Here is a 17,794-nt window from a genome sequence, read left to right on the forward strand (position 1 = left end):
CTTTTGCAAGAGCGCTAACGGCAGGTCGCCCATGGTTCAAGAGTTTTGTCGAAAAACTGTTACAAAGCGGCCAAAATTGCGCTCAATTCCGGTTCTTGAACCATATTTGCTGCCTCTTTTGGGGTTACCCATTTGCGAGTCCGTTCCTCGGCTTCTGGGAATTCCTCCAAGAGTTCGGTGACTTTGACCTCAAAAACAGAGGTGTCACATCGCGACACGCCGCCTGTGTCCAGCTCTTTTTCATATGAGAACTGACCGATTGGGTTGTTGTTAACGTGGCCTTTTACGCCCGCTTCTTCCCACGCTTCCTGCTTGGCGGCATGGGCGGCGTCCATACCGTCGATTGGCCAACCTTTGGGAAGGATCCAGCGACCGGTGTCGCGGCTTGTGATCAAGAGCACGCGTTTTTCGCTGCCGTCGCCTTTGGAGCAAAGAGCAGCTACCTGAACCCGTGCAGGGCGTTTTAGCAGTGGAGAAACAAATTCTTCCCACGCTTTCTTAAGAGCGTTTGTCATATTACCAGCCTCACGTTTTTTGTCATTTTCTTTGAATATATTACAAGCTTTAACAAAAGACAAATATTTGCCTATTTACGGGGTTTCGCACGCAAGGTTGGCGCAGCTTGGGTTGGGTCTTCGGGCCACGGGTGCTTGGGATAGCGGCCGCGCATGTCTTTGCGCACGTCCGCGTAGGAACTTGTCCAGAAACCGGGCAGGTTGGCGGTCGTTTGGAGTGGCTTGCGCGCGGGCGAAAGGAGCGTGATGCGCAGTGGAATACGTTCTGGTCCAACAGTCGGGTGGCTTGAGACACCGAACATTTCCTGAAGGCGTACTGATATTTCAGGGGATTCGCCGGAGTAGTCGATTGCAGATTTATTCCCGAGCGGCGTTACAAAATGCGCGGGGGCCAACCGATCGAGCGTTTGCATTTGCTCCCATGAAAGCATTTGGCGCAAGGCTTCTGTCGGGTCAAACTTTCGAAGTTGGGCCTCTGTCTTTAGGCCGATCAGGTGAGGAAGCAACCAATCCTCGGCGCTTTCCAGCAGCGAGTTGGTATCAGCGCTTGGAAAGCCTTCATCCGCAAATAGCGCAATCCGCGCCAGCAGCCGTTCAGAAGCGGGCGTTGTGGGAAATCCGATGTCTCGTATTCCGTCGAGTGCGGCGCGAGCGATCTCATCGTCTGGCGCATCACTCCAGAGTTGATCGTTAAGGATAAGGGCTCCGAAACGCTCCTGTCTGCGTGTGATGACGCGCCTGTCTCGGCGGGACCATTCACAGAGGTTCGTCCAATGAACTTGATCGGCAAATAATCCGCGAAGTTCGGATTCCGCAATCGGCAGGGCCTGACGGATGCGAGCGTCTTGGCGATCCCCGTCCAGATCAGTGGCAACAAGGAGGCGGCTGCTTGATAGCGGATCGGCGGCATCCAAGATTGCGCCTTTCCCGCCAGACAACAGAAATCGTGGCGCATCCCCATTTCGGTGCAGCGCAATGCGATCGGGATAGGCGAGGGCGGCCATCTCGGCGGTGGAATAGCGCGTCGTGGGAGGTTTTAGTTTTGAAACAAGCCGCGCGAGGTTCTTGGCATCTTGGCGGAGCGTTTCGATAGCGCCGCGATTTGGCGTGTAGGGATGTGCGGCCGCGAATGCTTTGGGATTATCGAGAGCCTTTAGGCGCATAGCCACATCGGACGGTGCCCCCCGTAGCGGGTCGCGCCCCGCGATGAGGGCCGCGAGTGGCGCCGCGTTTTTGCCAGCGATAAGCAACATGTGCCCAAGGCGCGGATGGGTAGGAAGTGACGCGATTTGCCGCCCGTGTGCGGTGATGCGCCCGTTTTCATCAAGCGCGTTTAGCGATCGCAGAAGCCGTTGCGCCTCTGCAAATGCCCCCTTACTTGGCGGGGTTAAGAACGCCAACTCTTGTGGTGACGTCGTTCCCCAGAGGGCAAGCTCCAACACAAGCGATGTGAGGTCCGCGGCCTCTACTTCTGCAGGGGCAAATGCGGGGAGGGCGCCTTCTTGGCCTGCTGTCCAAAGTCGATAGCATACGCCCTCTGCCACGCGCCCCGCACGACCGCGACGTTGTTCTGCCTCTGCGCGGGAAACTGGCTCTGTGACAAGGCGGGACATTCCCGAATTTGGATCAAAACGCGCGCGGCGAGATTTGCCGCAATCAACAACCACCCGTATGTCCTCAATGGTCAGTGATGTCTCGGCAATTGCGGTCGCCAGAACTACTTTGCGGCCTGATTTTGCAGGGGCAATGGCGGCGCGCTGCTCTGCAAAACCCATCGCTCCATATAGCATGTGTAGGGACGCATCTGATGAAAGCCGTCCAGAGAGTGCGCTTGCGACACGTCTGATCTCGCCCTCTCCGGGGAGGAATACCAAAACACCCCCTTCGGTTTCGCGAACTGCGCGTTCGACAAGATCAGCGGCGGAGCGTTCGAAACGTTCGGACTTGGGGAGGGGCTTATCAAGGTGGCGCGTTTCGACGGGAAAGGCGCGACCAGCAGACGTAATAATGGGCGCATCATCGAGCAAGGCGGCGACGGGCTCGGCATCGAGCGTTGCGGACATGACGATGATTTGTAGATCGGGACGGAGTGCGCCGCGAATTTCCCATGCAAAGGCCAAGCCAAGATCCGCGTTGAGGCTGCGTTCGTGAAACTCATCGAAGATAATCGTAGAGATGCCGCTCAGTTCAGGATCGGTTTGGATCATGCGCGTGAGAATGCCCTCGGTGACAACCTCGATACGCGTGGTCGGGCCGATGGATGTTTCGCCCTTTATGCGGTACCCGACTGTTTCGCCTACGCTTTCACCCAACGTTTGCGCCATGCGTTCCGCGGCAGCACGGGTGGCAAGGCGGCGGGGTTCCAGCATGATGATCTTGCCATCATCGCTTGCTTGTCTGGCTTCAAGTACAGCCAAAGGAACGCGCGTCGTTTTCCCTGCCCCAGGAGGGGCCTGCAAAACGACACGGCCCTCGCTCTGGAGGGCCGCAATCATCGACGGGAGGGCGTCGTCTATGGGCAGGTGATCGTTTGGCACGTTGTTATCTTCGCTTGATGACCGCTTTGCCATAGAGGGACTCGGAGCTTAAGCGATCGACTACATAACGCCCCGTGGCTGTCGGCGCATAAGTCACGGAAAAGCGGAACTCGTTCTTTTCGGCCATATCTTTGGGAGAGAAACCACCAAGCCGCCGATAAACCCCAGCACAGGAAATGAGACCGTCCTTAACGGAAGGTGCGCCGAGGATAACTTCAGTGAGCCGACGTCCATCAAACATACGTTGATTTAGGGAGCAGGCGTCTTGCTGATCGACTTCGCGCAGAAGGGTATAGATCATCGAAAGCGGGTCGAGCGTTCCTTTCTGTCCTGAAGGCTCCAGATCCCATTCTCGCTTTTTGCGCGGGGGTGTTGCTTGGAGCAACTGCGGCACACCATTTTTGTAGCTTAACTTGGAGCCTTGATCGCGTCGGCCTGTGCTTGCTTGTTCGGTATAGGCGCTGGGCTGTAACTTGCCGCCTACGATTGTTCCCGAAACCTGAGCACCATAGCCGACCTTAACGATTGCGCCCACGAGGCCAGTGCTGCGAACGCTTCCCGCAACCTGGTATGTTTTTCCGTTGTTGCGGGCATTGAACACCAATTCCCCCGCTGGGATGCCGCCAACATACAGCCTGTATCGGGCGCTTTCATTTTGTGCGTGAGCGAGTGTCCCGCCGAAGGCCACAACGAGGGCTAGGCCAAATCCGACGAGAGCGGAACCAAGGTTGAATGTGCGCATTAAATGAGTATTCCTTCTGATACTTAGCCACGGTATGACAAGACCATGGGGTAAAAGGCAATGTTATCCAATATCCTGCTTATACCCCGTCAAACAATAAGGCGAAAGGTAGCCCAGTGGATGCTCAAAAACTCTCTGATCTCGCGCGTTCAATAGTTGACGGCAATCGCCGTGCGCTGGCGCGTGCGATTACTTTAATCGAGAGCATCAACCCCAAGCACCGCGCCGATGCCGTGGCCGTTCTTGATGCGTTGCGCGAAGCCGGACCTCAACCCGCACGCCAAGCGCTTAGGATTGGTTTGTCCGGAACTCCGGGGGTGGGGAAATCTACATTTATCGAGAGCTTTGGCATGGATTTGGTCGCGCAGGGGCTTCGGGTGGCCGTACTTGCAGTTGATCCGAGTTCGGCCCGTTCGGGTGGTTCAATCCTTGGGGACAAGACGCGTATGGGTTTGTTGGCGCGCCAAGAGAACGCGTATATCCGCCCGTCGCCCAGTAGCAACACCCTTGGCGGTGTGGCGCGCCGTACGCGCGAGGCGGTTATGCTTTGTGAGGCAGCAGGGTTTGATGTGATCCTGATTGAGACTGTCGGCGTCGGCCAGAGTGAAACCATGGTGGCGGGAGTCTCGGATGTATTCCTGCTTCTGATGGCTCCGGCAGGCGGAGACGAGTTGCAGGGCGTAAAGCGAGGCATCATGGAAATCGCGGATTTGATCGTGGTGAACAAAGCAGACGGCGATCTGAAATCAACGGCCGTGCGGACCTGTGCCGATTATACGGGCGCGCTTCGGCTGTTGCGAAAACGCGCGCGCGATCCAGAGGGGTATCCGCGTGCGATGATGGCCTCGGCGATTGAGCAGGACGGGCTAAAGGATATTTGGAGTGCGGTCTGTGAGCTTGCAGATTGGCGCAAGGCGCACGGAATCTGGCAATCGAACAGGGCGGAACAGGCCGAGCGTTGGTTTAAGGATGAGGTTGAGCACGGGTTGCTTGCCCGACTCACCGAAGATTCCACACTAAAGACAGCCTATGAGACACAACTCGCCAATGTCAGTGACGGAGATGTCGCTCCAGCAGCCGCCGCAGCGCGCGTATTGGACGCTTTGAAATCATGAGAATTCGGTCTATTTTGCCGTTTGTTCGGCAAAAGCGTGGATTCTTGCAAATCATGTGCCCAGTCGCTTGACGGCCCTAGTGATTCCGCGTATTAGCCCCAGACGGAATTCAGGGTGTCCTATGTAAGGCGCCCATTTTATGTTATCGGCTAGATATTGGGATCCGCCCACGTTTGGCCACGACCTGAGGAAGTACATCATGGCACGTCGTTGCGAATTGACCGGAAAAGGCCCCATGACTGGCAACAATGTCAGCCATGCGAAAAACCGTACACGTCGTCGGTTCTTGCCGAACTTGAACGACGTTTCTTTGCAGTCCGAGACTCTCGGCCGCGCATTCAAGTTCAGAATCTCTGCTGCTGCACTTCGCTCCGTAGACCACCGTGGTGGTTTGGACGCGTTCCTTGCAAAAGCAAAGGACACTGAGCTTTCTGACTCTGCGCTGAAAGTCAAAAAAGACATCGCAAAAGCACAAGCTGCTGCATAAGCGCCGCTTTACATTGCGAGATTGAATTGAGCCCTGCCAGTTTGGCGGGGCTTTTTCGTTGCGCCGCGTGATGTTTTGTCACTGTGCGTTGTCGGAATTGGCGGGTATATTGCGCGTATGAAGATTTCCCGCGCACATACACGCACCGTCGTGGTTCATGCTTTGGCACTGTTGATGCTGATGACAAGCATGGCGTCGGCAATGGGCCAGATGCGCGGCGCAGCCGTTGGCGAAATGGTTCTCTGTACAGGAACTGGCGCGGTTGTTGTGCTTGTGGATGCGGATGGGCAACCTGTTAAGGCTCAGGTGACATGCCCTGATTGTATGATCTCGGCAGCGCTTGCGGGGGCGGCGGCCCCGACTGTTGAGTATTCTGCGGATCATGCTCTTGCCGCCGTCGAGATGCCTGTACGCGTGGCGAGCCTTGCACGGCTGAGAGCGGATGCGCATCGAACGCGTGCGCCGCCGCTTGCCTGACCGCACATAACAAGCTGCTAAATCCAAATACACTTCAGAAAGGACACTCTATGTCTTTTGTTACTTCCTTGCGTGCGCCACTAGTTGCGTCGCTTATCGCTACACTTGCTGTCCCTGCATTCGCAGATATCGAAATCCATGATGCCTATGCGCGCTCTGCGACTAAAGTTGCGAAAACAGGCGCTGCATTTTTCCACATCATGAATACCGGAGAAGCCGATCGACTCGTGGGGGTTTCATCCGACGCCGCTCCACGCGTTGAGCTTCACACCCACAAGGACATGGGCGACGGCGTTATGAAAATGATGCACGTCGAAGAAGGCTTTTCAATTCCGGCCGACGGAATGCACGCGCTTGAACGTGGCGGCGACCACGTGATGTTTATGGGGTTGCCCAAGGGCTTTGAAGACGGCGAAACTGTTTCGATTACTTTGCACTTTGAAAAGGCAGGGGACGTTGCCGTTGATATTCCCGTTGATAACGAGCGTGCCGACGATATGGCGCACGGCGACAAGAAACACGGCCATGGCGAAATGGACCATGGCGACAAAGATCATAGCAACCACTAAATCAACGGGCAGGTGCGGCGATTGCTGCGCCTGCTCTACGTCTGGTTAGCTGGTGCAGAACGTACGTGCGGTGTTGCCGAACTCTTTGTAACGAAGCCAGAAACGCTCGTCGCTGCTGCGATCGGATTGGCGCACTTCTTGGGCCCTGTGAGGGTCCTCAAAGAACTTCGCGGCCATCTTCTGCTCTTTGCGAGAGAGCATCATATCCGCAACATCCTGAATACAGCCACAAAGCGGACGCGACGCTTGCTTACGATTCGAGCTCATACATGCTCGTTCGATAGTGCTTGCGTCTGCTTGGGGAACGGGAATCGAAACAGTGGCTAATGGAGCCAGTGAAAGAGCCAATACGGCCAGCTTAATACTCTTCATAACTATTGCCTGTCATTGTTAATATCACGTCCGCTCCAATTTTTCGGAGTCATCACATGAACTGCTGCGGCGCTATTATGGCAAATTTTGCGCCATAAATCAATTCTTACGATTCCAAGAAATCAGGACGGATCGCCACAGTACCGAGGTATCCACTGCCGCTACTGATCGCTGCGCGGCAAAATGCTGGTTTCGCGTAAAATATCGTGGCTTAGAGCGCTCTAGGACATCAACGCTGCTTGACCAAACCTCAAATGCACAGCATATCAATCGCTATGACAGATCTTGATAGAATCCGTAATTTCTCGATCGTGGCGCACATCGACCACGGCAAATCCACCCTTGCTGACCGACTCATCCAAGAGACGGGCACTGTGGCAGTGCGCGACATGCAGGAGCAGCTCCTCGATAGCATGGATATCGAGCGCGAGCGCGGCATCACGATCAAGGCCAACACTGTTCGGATTGAGTATAAAGCGGACGATGGGAAGGACTATGTCCTCAACCTTATCGACACCCCCGGTCACGTCGATTTTGCCTATGAAGTTTCGCGCTCGATGCGTGCGGTTGAAGGCTCGCTCTTGGTTGTAGACTCTAGTCAAGGGGTCGAGGCTCAGACGCTTGCGAACGTCTATCATGCGATGGAAGCCGACCATGAGATCGTGCCCGTCCTCAATAAGATTGACTTGCCCGCATCAGATTGCGACCGCGTTGCCGAGCAGATCGAAGATGTCATTGGCATTGATGCTTCTGGTGCCATTCAGGTCTCGGCCAAAACGGGCCAAGGTATCCACGAGACGCTTGAGGCAATCGTGAATGAGTTGCCAGCCCCAAAAGGGACACGTGACGCGCCGCTCAAGGCGATGCTGGTGGATTCTTGGTATGACGCCTACCTCGGCGTGATCGTTCTCGTGCGCATTATCGATGGAGTCCTCAAGAAGGGCGACAAGATCAAGATGATGCAGAATAGCTCGGTTCATCCAGTGGATCGCATTGGGGTTTTCCGTCCTCAGATGCAAGTTGTTGATGAGTTGGGGCCAGGTGAAATCGGCTTCCTCACCGCGTCAATCAAGCAGGTTCGCGATACCCGCGTGGGTGATACGATCACGCACGAAAAAGGCGGCTGTGCGCAGGCGCTTCCGGGCTTTAAACCTGCGCAGCCTGTTGTTTTCTGTGGCTTGTTCCCAGTCGATAGCGCCGAGTTCGAAGATCTTCGCGATTCAATCGAGAAGCTTGCGTTGAATGACGCTTCGTTCTCGTTTGAGATGGAAACATCTGCGGCACTTGGTTTTGGGTTCCGGTGTGGCTTCCTTGGGTTGCTGCACCTTGAGGTGATCCGTGACCGTATCGAACGTGAGTACGATATTGACCTTATCACAACAGCACCTTCGGTTATCTACCACATCCACCTAAAAGACGGCACGCAGATGGAGTTGCACAACCCCGCTGATATGCCTGATCTTACGTTGGTGGATCACATCGAAGAGCCGCGCATCAAGGCGACAATTCTTGTGCCTGACGAATACTTGGGTGATGTGCTCAAGCTGTGTCAGGACCGTCGCGGGGTTCAGCTTGATCTGACTTATGCAGGGTCGCGCGCGATGGTCGTTTATGACCTCCCGCTGAACGAAGTTGTTTTCGACTTCTATGACCGCTTGAAGTCTGTGACTAAGGGCTATGCGTCGTTCGATTATCAAATGACCGGTTATCAAGAAGACTATCTTGTGAAAATGTCGGTCCTTGTGAACGAAGAGCCCGTAGATGCGCTCTCGACAATGGTGCACCGTGACCGCGCCGAGCAGCGTGGCCGCGCGATGGTTGAGAAGCTCAAAGAGCTAATCCCGCGTCACATGTTCAAGATTCCGATCCAAGCGGCAATCGGTGGGCGGGTTGTTGCCCGCGAGACGCTTTCGGCAATGCGCAAAGACGTGACTGCGAAGTGTTACGGTGGCGACATGACCCGTAAGAAAAAGCTTCTGGAGAAACAGAAGAAGGGTAAGAAGAAAATGCGTCAGTTCGGGAAAGTTGAAATCCCGCAGCAGGCATTTATCAACGCCCTCAAGATGGACGACTAAAAAGAGCCCCGCTTCGGCGGGGTTTTTTGTTGCCGCTGTGATGCGTGGTGCGGGCGCGATGACACGACGGTTCCAATCTGCTATTATATTCCGCGTATCAATTGACGATTGCGGACATTTTGGCCGCGGTTAGTTGATCTATATCATGGCTACTATGTGCCGCGCTTTACCATATACCGTTGATGCCCTTTTGGAGGTTCGCATATGCCACTTTCTGCCCTTACTGCCCGCTCTAGCGATCAATGCGAGCTATGCGGCACAAGCGAACATCTGGCGCAATACGACGTGGGGCCAAATGCGGACAATACGGTCCACATGTCGGCGCACCTATGTTCTAAGTGCCGAGAGCAGATCGACGGTGAGCTGGACCCGCACCATTGGCGTTGCCTTACCTCGGCGATGTGGAGCGAACATGCGCCAGTCAAGGTCTTGGTCTGGCGTTTATTGGATCGGCTGCGCGATGAGGCTTGGGCGCATGATCTCTTTGATATGTTGTACCTCGATCAGGAAACGCTCGATTGGGCCAAAGCAGGAGCAGAACAGCCCGCGCTTGTTCACAAGGATAGTAACGGTAACGTCCTGAGTGCAGGTGACACTGTAACGCTTGTTAAGGCGCTTCCAGTAAAAGGGGCGGGCTTTACCGCCAAGCAGGGGACAGCCGTGCGAAACATTTCTCTTGTGGCTGACAACGAGGAACAGATCGAGGGGCGCGTTGAGGGGCAGCGCATTGTTATCCTTACCAAGTTTGTCAAAAAGAGCTAAGCTACCCGAAACTGTAAACCAGATATCGGATATTGAAGGAGAGCAGAATGAACCGACTGACGATGCTCATGTTTACAATTATCGCGCCCACTCTTGCAGGGATGGGGGTCATCATCTCGTTGGTGATGGGGCACTACAATGTAACCACGATTTTGATTTCCGCAGCTTGCGGATTTGTTGTGGCACTGCCTGTGACATACTTCGTGTCGCGAAAAATCTCTGATCTCTAATTAAAGAACGCGCGAATGCTTGCCTCGAATTCACGCGGCTTTTCTGCGTGGAGCCAATGCCCGACGTTCGGCATCTTGGCAAAGTAGGCATCGGTGAACAGCGATTTGATACCCGCGCGATGCTCGGGCAGGACATATTCTGATGCGCCGCCAGATAGAAAAAGCGTGGGTTTGTCGAACTGCCCGCTAACTTCTGGGAAGCCGATGATCTTGTCCATTTCGTCACCCAGCACATCAAGATTCAGGCGCCATTCCTTGGCCTTCACATCAAGCGATTGCAGCAAAAATGCCCGCACTCCCTCTTCGGGGATCGACTGTTGGAGAGCGCGGTCAGCATCCGAGCGTTTCTCGATAGTCGAAAGGTCCAGATCCCGCATTGCATGAATGAGTGGCATCTGTGTGTGTGTGTATCTTACAGGTGCGATATCGGCCACCAAGAGGCGGTTCACCAACTCGGGCGATTGCAATGCCAAAACCATCGCCGATTTGCCGCCCATTGAATGACCAAGCACGTCCACAGGGCCCTTTATGCCCTTGATAACCTCCGCGAGGTCTTGGGCCATGTCTTCGTATGATTGTGTGGGATAGCGCGGGCTTTCACCGTGGTTTCGCATATCAACGGTATAGGTTACGCGATCATCCGAAAGGCGCTTGGCGATGACACCCCAATTGCGGGCAGAACCAAAGAGGCCGTGAACAATCAAGAGTGGCGGGTGGGCGGAACTGGTGCCCTGAGAATATGTTTTGAGCATACCTGTCCTTAGCGCGGGGAAAACAATATTGCCAGTGACTTGCGCAAAAGTCTAAAATGGTCGCAAGAGGTATTTTTATGAGTTCATTATCCCCACAAGAATGCGCCGACGATGTTGCGCATCATATGAAGAAGAAATTATCAGTTGGTGGCGCGGGATTACACAAGAAGCTTCGGCGCGGTGGGCGCCTTTTGCCGCGCTATGTGCGCCGAGACGCAGAGACGTTAATCGAGGCCGCGACCTTGAGTGAACATCCCAAATTGGCGCGTATTGTTGATCAGTCGCGCGTTCAGCGCGCGCATGCCAGTTGTATGAGATATTTGAAAAAAGCGGATAATTCCGATCGCCGCAAGGGGCTTTGGCTTGGAATTTTGGGCGGGGTCGCTTGGGCTTTTCTGATACCCGCTGGCGCGTTCATAACCGTTTTGGTCTGGCGCGGATATCTATAGGTGCGTGGCCCGACCATCGGCAGGGCCACGCATTAATTTTATAGGTCTTGGTAGATCGGGAAGCGAGCACAGAGCGCGGCAACTTTAGTTTTTACCGACGCTTCGACGTCTGCGTTGCCTTCTTCGCCATTTGCGGCGAGGCCGTCGACAACTTCAACGATCATGTCTGCGATTTCGCGGAACTCAGCTTCGCCAAAGCCGCGCGTTGTTCCCGCAGGTGTTCCCAAACGGATACCGGATGTCACAAATGGCTTCTCTGGGTCAAATGGGATGCCGTTCTTGTTCGTGGTGATGTTGGCGCGTTGCAGGGCCTTCTCGGTCGCGTTGCCTTTCACACCTTTGGGGCGCAAATCAACCAGCATCACGTGCGTGTCGGTACCACCCGTTACGATGTCCAAACCACCTTTCATTAGCTGGTCCGCAAGAGCAACCGCATTGGCGCGAACTTGCTTTTGGTATGCTTTGAACTCTGGGCGAAGTGCTTCGCCGAATGCAACCGCCTTGCCCGCGATGACGTGCATCAATGGGCCGCCTTGGATGCCCGGGAAGATTGCGGAGTTTACCTTCTTGGCGATATCCGCATCGTTCGTCAGGATCATGCCGCCACGTGGGCCGCGGAGTGTTTTGTGTGTTGTGGTCGTAACAACATCCGCGTGTGGGAACGGGGAGGGGTGCTCACCCGCAGCAACGAGACCAGCAAAGTGCGCCATGTCCACCATGAGGTACGCGCCAACGCTGTCAGCGATTTCGCGGAACTTGGCAAAGTCGATCTGACGTGGGATGGCCGAACCACCCGCGATGATCAGCTTGGGTTGATGCTCGGTCGCAAGTTCTTGGATTTGGTCATAGTCGATGCGGTTGTCCTGTGGACGGACGCCGTACTGAACCGCGTTGAACCACTTGCCCGATTGGTTGGGGGCCGCACCGTGTGTCAGGTGCCCGCCAGAGGCAAGGTTCATCCCGAGGATCGTGTCGCCCGGTTTGATCAGCGCGGTGAACGCGCCTTGGTTTGCTTGTGAGCCGGAGTTTGGCTGAACGTTAGCGAATTCACATCCAAAGAGTTCCTTGGCGCGATCAATCGCCAACTGCTCGGCCACGTCAACGTACTGACAGCCGCCATAGTAACGCTTGCCTGGATAACCTTCGGCGTATTTGTTTGTAAGAACAGTGCCTTGAGCCTCCATAACCGCAGCAGAAACGATGTTTTCGCTTGCGATCAATTCAATCTCGTCGCGCTGACGGCCTAGTTCTTGGCGGGTCACCGCAAAGATTTCTGGGTCGCGGGTCTCGAGGCTTTCGGTAAAGAAGCCGTTATCACTTGAATTTGCGGTCATTGGAGTCTCCATGGCGCGTGAAAGGTTGCCGCCTTTTAACGCTCTCGCGCCGCCCGCAAAAGCCCGTTTCGGCCGATTTCTATGATAATTTGCAGCACGGGCACCAATTTCTGTGATCGAAATTTTCCTTTCTGGCCTTGTGTTTCCGATCTGCGCGCGCAAACTTGCACAAAACGGGAGCAGCCATGGGCACGAGGATTCATTTTAAAGCCAACAACAGTGCCACCGCACAGTCGGCGTTCGAGCGACTGACGGCGCGCTATGGCAACACCGATGAGGATAATTGCGATGTGATTGTCGCCCTCGGCGGGGACGGGCTTATGCTGCAAACGCTGCATTCGACACAGCATTTGGATACGCCTGTTTTCGGAATGAATTGCGGAACACTCGGCTTTCTCACGAATGAGTTCGGGGATGATCAACTTGAGGAGCGCCTTGCCGTTGCTCAAGAGGAAATCCTGAACCCGCTACGGATGCACTCGGTGTCGACTGACGGTGTGGAGCATGATGAACTGGCGATCAATGAGGTGTCATTGCTGCGCGCGGGGCCACAAGCTGCGAAATTGCGCATAACGGTTGATGGAAAGATTCGGTTGTCGGAACTGATTTGTGACGGCGCTCTGGTTTCGACGCCGGCTGGATCGACGGCATATAACTATTCCGCACATGGCCCAATCCTACCCATTGGGGCAGATGTTTTGGCGCTGACACCCATGGCGGCATTCCGTCCGCGGCGGTGGCGCGGTGCTTTGGTGCCGAAACTGGCGAAGGTACGGTTTGATGTGCTGGAGCCTGAAAAACGCCCCGTCATGGTTGCCGCCGATAGTCGCTCCGAGAAGGACGTGCTTTCAGTTGAGATCGCCAGTGATCCGTCCATTGCCCATCGAATTTTGTTTGATCCCGGGCATGGGCTTGAGGAGCGGCTGATCAAAGAGCAGTTCGAATAGATTGGGCGGCAATACCTGCCGCCCGCTCGTTAGTTCGCAAGGCCAACGCCCTTTAATGCATCGCGGATTTCATCAAGGATCACGGGATCATCAATCGTTGCGGGAGTCTTGAACGGGGTTCCGTCTGCAATTTTCACCATTGTCGCCCGAAGGATCTTGCCTGAGCGCGTCTTGGGCAACCGCTGAACGGTAATGGCTGTTTTGAAGGCCGCGACGGGGCCGATCTTCTCGCGCACAAGTGCGATGACCTCTGCGGAGATGTCCTCAATTGATCGTGTTACACCCGAATTTAGGCACAGGAAACCGAGCGGCATTTGGCCCTTTAGTGGATCAGACACCCCAATGACCGCACATTCTGCTACGTCAGGATGACTTGCCAAGACTTCCTCCATTGCACCCGTCGAAAGGCGGTGACCCGCCACGTTAATGACGTCATCTGTGCGGGCCATGACATAGAGATACCCGTCCTCGTCGATGTATCCGGCATCACCCGTTTCGTAGTAGCCGGGGAAATGATTGAGGTAGCTCGATTTGAACCGCTCCTCAGCGTTCCACAGCGTCGGAAGCGTGCCCGGAGGAAGAGGGAGCTTGATCGCAATCGCGCCCAGTTCACCCGCCGCCATAGGATGGCCGCCTTCGTCCAGAACTTGAACGTCATACCCCGGGAGCGCAACAGATGGAGATCCCAGTTTGGTCGGAAGCTTTTCGATGCCAAGGGGGTTGGCAGCAATGGGCCAGCCCGTTTCCGTTTGCCACCAGTGGTCTACAATCGGAACGCCCAGTTTTTCCTGCGCCCACGTGATCGTGTCGGGGTCTGCGCGCTCACCCGCTAGATACACTGCCTTGAGGTGAGATAGGTCGTATTTGGCAACGTGCTCGCCGTTGGGGTCGTCTCGCTTTACCGCCCTAAATGCCGTTGGCGCGGTAAAGAAACTGCGTACGCGGTGTTCTGAGATAACCCGCCAGAATGCGCCCGCGTCGGGTGTGCCGACGGGTTTGCCCTCGTACACGACGGTTGTGTTTCCGTGAACAAGCGGGCCATAGCAAATATAGCTGTGCCCCACGACCCAACCCACGTCAGACGCGGCCCAGAAAACCTCTCCTGGGTCGACGTTATAAACGTTCTTCATTGTCCAGTTCAAAGCAACCAGATGCCCCGCCGTTGCGCGCACAACGCCTTTGGGCGCGCCAGTGGTGCCAGAAGTATAGAGGATATACGCTGGGTGATCGCCCGAAACGGGGACGCATTCGGCGGGCTCTATTCCATGCTGAAATCCGTGCCAGTTAAAATCGCGGCCTTCGATGAGCTGCGCAACCTCTTGCTCTCGTTGGAAAATAACGCAGAACTCGGGCTTGTGGTGCGCCTGTTCGATCGCACCATCAAGGAGTGGTTTGTAGTGCACCACACGTCCTGGCTCTAATCCACAGGATGCTGCGATAATGGCTTTGGGCTTGGCGTCGTCTATGCGCACTGCCAGTTCATTGGAGGCGAAGCCGCCGAACACAACCGAATGCACCGCACCGAGCCGCGCGCAGGCGAGCATGGCTTCCATGGATTCGGGGATCATCGGCATATAGATCAGAACGCGGTCGCCCTTTTCTACACCTTTGGCGCGCAAGGCACCTGCAAGGCTGGCAACTCGGTCACGTAATTCGCGAAAGTTAACCTCGCGTTTTGTATGGGTTAAGGGGCTATCATAGATAATGGCGGTCTGATCTGCGCGGCCGTTTTCGACGTGGCGGTCCACGGCGTTATAGCATGCGTTAACTTCAGCATCCTTGAACCACTCATAGAGTGGCGCATTATCATCAAATAGGGCCTTGCTGGGCGGTTTAACCCAATCAATAGCCTTGGCGGCATCCATCCAGAATGTTTCGGGGTCGTTCTTCCACGCTTCATAAACCTGGGCAAAACCCATGGTTGATCCTCCTCAGAATCGCGCTCTCAGCTTATTGATAGCGGCGAGGAAGGAGGGCGGCAAGTGTCGTCACTGTGGCCGATTGCCGCCCCAAGGGTTTGCTAGCCGTAATGTTCGACGGGGGTGCCCGCGATGGCACTCATGTTCAGCAATCCACGTGCGGTGATGGACGGCGTCACGATGTGCGCTTTGTTGCCCATTCCCATAAGGATCGGTCCAACCTCAAGGCCATTCGCTTTCATTTTCAGGATGTTACGAACGCCGCTGGCTGCATCGGCATTGGTAAAGATCAAAACGTTTGCAACGCCCTCTAGGCGGCAATCCGGGAAGATGCGCGCGCGAACGTCAGGATCTAGTGCAGCATCAATGTGCATTTCGCCCTCGTAAATGAAATCACGTGGCTGGCTATCGAGAATATCAAGCGCGGCCCGTGCGCGACGGCCCGTATCGCCATCGAGGTTACCAAATTGCGAATAGGAACAAATGGCGATGCGTGGCTCCAAGCCAAAGCGCTGGACATGCCGCGCCGCGCCAACCACGCTCTCGGCGATGTTTTCTGCCGTGGGCTCCAGATGTACGTGAGTATCGGCAATAAAGAGCGGCCCATCCTCTAATATCATCATGGATAGTGCCCCAACGGGGTGCAGCCCACCGACACCGGTTCCAAGGATTTCGGTCACATATTTCAGGTGCCAAAGATACTGTCCAAACGTACCGCAGATAAGGCTGTCTGCCTCGCCGCGCTGCACCATGATGGAGCCAATAGCAGTCGTATTGGTACGCATCACAGCTTTGGCAATATCGGGTGTTACACCGCGGCGGGCCATCAGCTTGTGATAGGTTTGCCAGTACTCACGATAACGAGAGTCGCTTTCTGGGTTCACAATCTCGAAGTCGCGATCAGGCCGGATAGCGAGGCCCGCGCGTTCACAACGTGCTTCGATAACGTCCGGACGACCGATGAGGATTGGCTTGTCAGTCATTTCCTCAAGCATCGCACTCGCGGCGCGCAGAACGCGTTCGTCCTCGCCTTCGGCAAAGGCAATACGGCGCTCGGTTGTTGCGGATGCCTCGAAAACGGGGCGCATGAGGAGCGCGGATTTGAACACAGAGCCATCAAGCTCGCGTTTGTATGCGTCCAGATCCTCAATCGGGCGTTCGGCGACGCCACTCTTTGCTGCTGCCTTTACCACCGCACTTGCCACCACGCCGATAAGACGGGGATCGAACGGCTTGGGGATCAGGTAATCTGGTCCGAATGTCATTTGCTCGCCTTGATATGCGGCAGCAGCCTCGGCACTTGTGGTCGCGCGCGCGAGTTCGGCAATCCCTTCAATACATGCGATTTGCATCGCGTCATTGATTTCAGTTGCACCAGCATCAAGAGCGCCGCGGAATATGAATGGAAAGCAGAGAACGTTGTTTACTTGGTTCGGATAGTCGCTTCGCCCCGTTGCGATGATCGCATCTGGGGCAATTTTGCGCGCTTCTTCTGGAAGGATTTCTGGATTGGGGTTCGCAAGCGCAAAGATGATTGGCTGCTTGCTCATCTTGGCGACCATCTCAGGCTTAAGAACGTTAGGCCCAGAAAGACCAAGGAAAAGGTCGGCACCTTCGATCACGTCATCAAGTGTGCGCAGGTCGCTCTTTTGCGCAAACTCCGCCTTCTGCGGTGTCATTTCCGTGGTGCGGCCCTCGTAAACGAGGCCGTCAATATCACAGAGCCAAACGTTTTCACGCTTTAACCCAAGCTTTAGGAGCATGTTAAGGCAAGCAATTCCTGCGGCGCCGCCACCTGTTGAAACAACTTTGATGTCTTCAAACTTCTTGCCCGCGACGCGCAGGGCGTTTGTCGCCGCTGCACCGACGACGATTGCGGTGCCGTGCTGATCGTCGTGAAAAACGGGAATGTTCATCCGCTCGCGACATATTTTCTCGACGATGAAACAGTCTGGCGCCTTGATGTCCTCAAGGTTGATCGCCCCGAAGGTCGGCTCAAGCGCGCAAATGATTTCGGCGAGCTTCTCTGGGTCTTTTTCGTCAAGCTCAATGTCGAAACAGTCGATATTCGCGAATTTTTTGAAAAGGACGGCTTTCCCTTCCATCACGGGCTTACTCGCCAAAGCGCCAATATTTCCGAGGCCAAGCACCGCCGTGCCGTTCGAGACCACAGCAACAAGGTTACCGCGCGAGGTGTACTTACGAGCAGTCGAGGGGTCGTTCTTGATCTCTAGGCTGGCTTCGGCGACGCCGGGGCTATAGGCCCGTGCAAGGTCACGACCGTTCGCGAGGGGCTTGGTTGCGCGAACTTCCAGTTTTCCGGGCTTGGGAAATTCGTGGTAGTTAAGCGCATCTTGGCGGATGGTCTCTTTTTTTGCATCACTCATGGCGGGCCTCCCATATTAGTTTAGCATTAAACTATCTTTCGTACTGCCTATCCGAATGACTGACATAAGGTCAAGGTGAATGGGCCAACGCCCGAGAACCCTTGCATCCAATGAGGGGGCAGGGC

17 protein-coding genes are annotated in these 17,794 nt (G+C 55.2%); 9 read left to right on the forward strand and 8 right to left on the reverse strand.

Annotated features, from left to right (window positions below; genetic code table 11):
- Positions 1 to 59 precede the first annotated feature (59 nt).
- From ACFE33_RS03990 to ACFE33_RS04000, 3 genes are all read right to left on the reverse strand, one after another.
- Complete coding sequence (locus ACFE33_RS03990) at positions 60 to 515, reverse strand: NUDIX hydrolase (protein WP_380057218.1); 456 nt, start codon at positions 513 to 515, stop codon at positions 60 to 62.
- A gap of 71 nt (positions 516 to 586) precedes the next feature.
- Entirely contained in the window at positions 587 to 3,085 is a 2,499-nt protein-coding gene (gene hrpB / locus ACFE33_RS03995; protein ID WP_380057221.1) for an ATP-dependent helicase HrpB, read from the reverse strand.
- Positions 3,057 to 3,794, reverse strand: a complete 738-nt coding sequence (locus ACFE33_RS04000; protein WP_380057225.1) for a DUF3108 domain-containing protein — start codon at positions 3,792 to 3,794, stop codon at positions 3,057 to 3,059. The genes hrpB and ACFE33_RS04000 overlap by 29 nt, the downstream gene beginning before the upstream one ends.
- 116 nt (positions 3,795 to 3,910) lie before the next feature.
- Between ACFE33_RS04000 and meaB the strand changes: the two genes are divergently transcribed.
- The 4 genes from meaB (at position 3,911) to ACFE33_RS04020 (ending at position 6,442) form a co-directional block, all read left to right on the forward strand.
- Entirely contained in the window at positions 3,911 to 4,909 is a 999-nt protein-coding gene (gene meaB / locus ACFE33_RS04005) for a methylmalonyl Co-A mutase-associated GTPase MeaB (protein ID WP_380057228.1), read from the forward strand.
- Between the two features lie 199 nt (positions 4,910 to 5,108).
- Entirely contained in the window at positions 5,109 to 5,396 is a 288-nt protein-coding gene (rpmB, locus tag ACFE33_RS04010) for a 50S ribosomal protein L28 (protein ID WP_380057230.1), read from the forward strand.
- A gap of 117 nt (positions 5,397 to 5,513) precedes the next feature.
- The gene (locus ACFE33_RS04015; RefSeq protein WP_380057232.1) at positions 5,514 to 5,873 is read left to right on the forward strand and encodes a hypothetical protein; all 360 of its coding nucleotides are present in this window, start codon (positions 5,514 to 5,516) and stop codon (positions 5,871 to 5,873) included.
- Positions 5,874 to 5,923: 50 nt separating this feature from the next.
- A complete protein-coding gene (locus ACFE33_RS04020) occupies positions 5,924 to 6,442 on the forward strand; it encodes a copper chaperone PCu(A)C (RefSeq protein WP_380057234.1) in 519 nt (172 codons plus the stop codon).
- A gap of 45 nt (positions 6,443 to 6,487) precedes the next feature.
- Here the strand turns inward: ACFE33_RS04020 and ACFE33_RS04025 are convergent, their stop codons facing one another.
- A complete protein-coding gene (locus tag ACFE33_RS04025; RefSeq protein ID WP_380057237.1) occupies positions 6,488 to 6,709 on the reverse strand; it encodes a hypothetical protein in 222 nt (73 codons plus the stop codon).
- Positions 6,710 to 7,089: 380 nt separating this feature from the next.
- Here ACFE33_RS04025 and lepA point away from each other — a divergent pair, with 380 nt between their 5' ends.
- The 3 genes from lepA (at position 7,090) to ACFE33_RS04040 (ending at position 9,881) form a co-directional block, all read left to right on the forward strand.
- A complete protein-coding gene (lepA, locus tag ACFE33_RS04030) occupies positions 7,090 to 8,889 on the forward strand; it encodes a translation elongation factor 4 (protein WP_380057240.1) in 1,800 nt (599 codons plus the stop codon).
- 204 nt (positions 8,890 to 9,093) lie between these two features.
- Entirely contained in the window at positions 9,094 to 9,651 is a 558-nt protein-coding gene (locus ACFE33_RS04035; protein WP_380057242.1) for a PhnA domain-containing protein, read from the forward strand.
- 47 nt (positions 9,652 to 9,698) lie between these two features.
- Complete coding sequence (locus ACFE33_RS04040) at positions 9,699 to 9,881, forward strand: hypothetical protein (RefSeq protein WP_380057244.1); 183 nt, start codon at positions 9,699 to 9,701, stop codon at positions 9,879 to 9,881.
- Here the strand turns inward: ACFE33_RS04040 and ACFE33_RS04045 are convergent.
- Entirely contained in the window at positions 9,878 to 10,633 is a 756-nt protein-coding gene (locus tag ACFE33_RS04045) for an alpha/beta fold hydrolase (protein WP_380057247.1), read from the reverse strand. The genes ACFE33_RS04040 and ACFE33_RS04045 overlap by 4 nt on opposite strands.
- Before the next feature lie 77 nt (positions 10,634 to 10,710).
- Between ACFE33_RS04045 and ACFE33_RS04050 the strand changes: the two genes are divergently transcribed.
- Positions 10,711 to 11,082, forward strand: a complete 372-nt coding sequence (locus ACFE33_RS04050; protein WP_380057250.1) for a hypothetical protein — start codon at positions 10,711 to 10,713, stop codon at positions 11,080 to 11,082.
- A gap of 38 nt (positions 11,083 to 11,120) precedes the next feature.
- Here ACFE33_RS04050 and glyA read toward each other — a convergent pair whose 3' ends face one another.
- Positions 11,121 to 12,416 carry a serine hydroxymethyltransferase gene (gene glyA, locus ACFE33_RS04055; protein WP_380057252.1) on the reverse strand — a complete coding sequence of 432 codons (1,296 nt, stop codon included), beginning with the start codon at positions 12,414 to 12,416 and terminating at the stop codon, positions 11,121 to 11,123.
- 185 nt (positions 12,417 to 12,601) lie between these two features.
- Between glyA and ACFE33_RS04060 the strand changes: the two genes are divergently transcribed.
- Positions 12,602 to 13,363 carry an NAD kinase gene (locus ACFE33_RS04060; protein WP_380057255.1) on the forward strand — a complete coding sequence of 254 codons (762 nt, stop codon included), beginning with the start codon at positions 12,602 to 12,604 and terminating at the stop codon, positions 13,361 to 13,363.
- 29 nt (positions 13,364 to 13,392) lie between these two features.
- On the opposite strand, the gene prpE is transcribed toward ACFE33_RS04060, so the two are convergent.
- Complete coding sequence (gene prpE / locus ACFE33_RS04065) at positions 13,393 to 15,282, reverse strand: propionate-CoA ligase PrpE (protein WP_380057258.1); 1,890 nt, start codon at positions 15,280 to 15,282, stop codon at positions 13,393 to 13,395.
- Between the two features lie 101 nt (positions 15,283 to 15,383).
- Positions 15,384 to 17,669: an NADP-dependent malic enzyme gene (locus ACFE33_RS04070; RefSeq protein WP_380057261.1), complete on the reverse strand. Its 2,286-nt coding sequence runs from the start codon at positions 17,667 to 17,669 to the stop codon at positions 15,384 to 15,386.
- Positions 17,670 to 17,794 lie beyond the last annotated feature (125 nt).

This window comes from Falsihalocynthiibacter sp. SS001 (genome assembly GCF_042445055.1).
Classification (GTDB): Bacteria; Pseudomonadota; Alphaproteobacteria; order Rhodobacterales; family Rhodobacteraceae; genus Falsihalocynthiibacter.

What these genes read in the sequence shown, in the direction of transcription:
- ACFE33_RS03990 (WP_380057218.1), bottom strand. Translation starts at nt 515, where the DNA reads ATGACAAACGCTCTTAAGAAAGCGTGGGAAGAATTTGTTTCTCCACTG.
- hrpB (WP_380057221.1), bottom strand. Translation starts at nt 3,085, where the DNA reads ATGGCAAAGCGGTCATCAAGCGAAGATAACAACGTGCCAAACGATCAC.
- ACFE33_RS04000 (WP_380057225.1), bottom strand. Translation starts at nt 3,794, where the DNA reads ATGCGCACATTCAACCTTGGTTCCGCTCTCGTCGGATTTGGCCTAGCC.
- rpmB (WP_380057230.1), top strand. Translation starts at nt 5,109, where the DNA reads ATGGCACGTCGTTGCGAATTGACCGGAAAAGGCCCCATGACTGGCAAC.
- ACFE33_RS04015 (WP_380057232.1), top strand. Translation starts at nt 5,514, where the DNA reads ATGAAGATTTCCCGCGCACATACACGCACCGTCGTGGTTCATGCTTTG.
- ACFE33_RS04020 (WP_380057234.1), top strand. Translation starts at nt 5,924, where the DNA reads ATGTCTTTTGTTACTTCCTTGCGTGCGCCACTAGTTGCGTCGCTTATC.
- ACFE33_RS04025 (WP_380057237.1), bottom strand. Translation starts at nt 6,709, where the DNA reads ATGAGCTCGAATCGTAAGCAAGCGTCGCGTCCGCTTTGTGGCTGTATT.
- lepA (WP_380057240.1), top strand. Translation starts at nt 7,090, where the DNA reads ATGACAGATCTTGATAGAATCCGTAATTTCTCGATCGTGGCGCACATC.
- ACFE33_RS04035 (WP_380057242.1), top strand. Translation starts at nt 9,094, where the DNA reads ATGCCACTTTCTGCCCTTACTGCCCGCTCTAGCGATCAATGCGAGCTA.
- ACFE33_RS04040 (WP_380057244.1), top strand. Translation starts at nt 9,699, where the DNA reads ATGAACCGACTGACGATGCTCATGTTTACAATTATCGCGCCCACTCTT.
- ACFE33_RS04045 (WP_380057247.1), bottom strand. Translation starts at nt 10,633, where the DNA reads ATGCTCAAAACATATTCTCAGGGCACCAGTTCCGCCCACCCGCCACTC.
- ACFE33_RS04050 (WP_380057250.1), top strand. Translation starts at nt 10,711, where the DNA reads ATGAGTTCATTATCCCCACAAGAATGCGCCGACGATGTTGCGCATCAT.
- glyA (WP_380057252.1), bottom strand. Translation starts at nt 12,416, where the DNA reads ATGACCGCAAATTCAAGTGATAACGGCTTCTTTACCGAAAGCCTCGAG.
- ACFE33_RS04060 (WP_380057255.1), top strand. Translation starts at nt 12,602, where the DNA reads ATGGGCACGAGGATTCATTTTAAAGCCAACAACAGTGCCACCGCACAG.
- prpE (WP_380057258.1), bottom strand. Translation starts at nt 15,282, where the DNA reads ATGGGTTTTGCCCAGGTTTATGAAGCGTGGAAGAACGACCCCGAAACA.
- ACFE33_RS04070 (WP_380057261.1), bottom strand. Translation starts at nt 17,669, where the DNA reads ATGAGTGATGCAAAAAAAGAGACCATCCGCCAAGATGCGCTTAACTAC.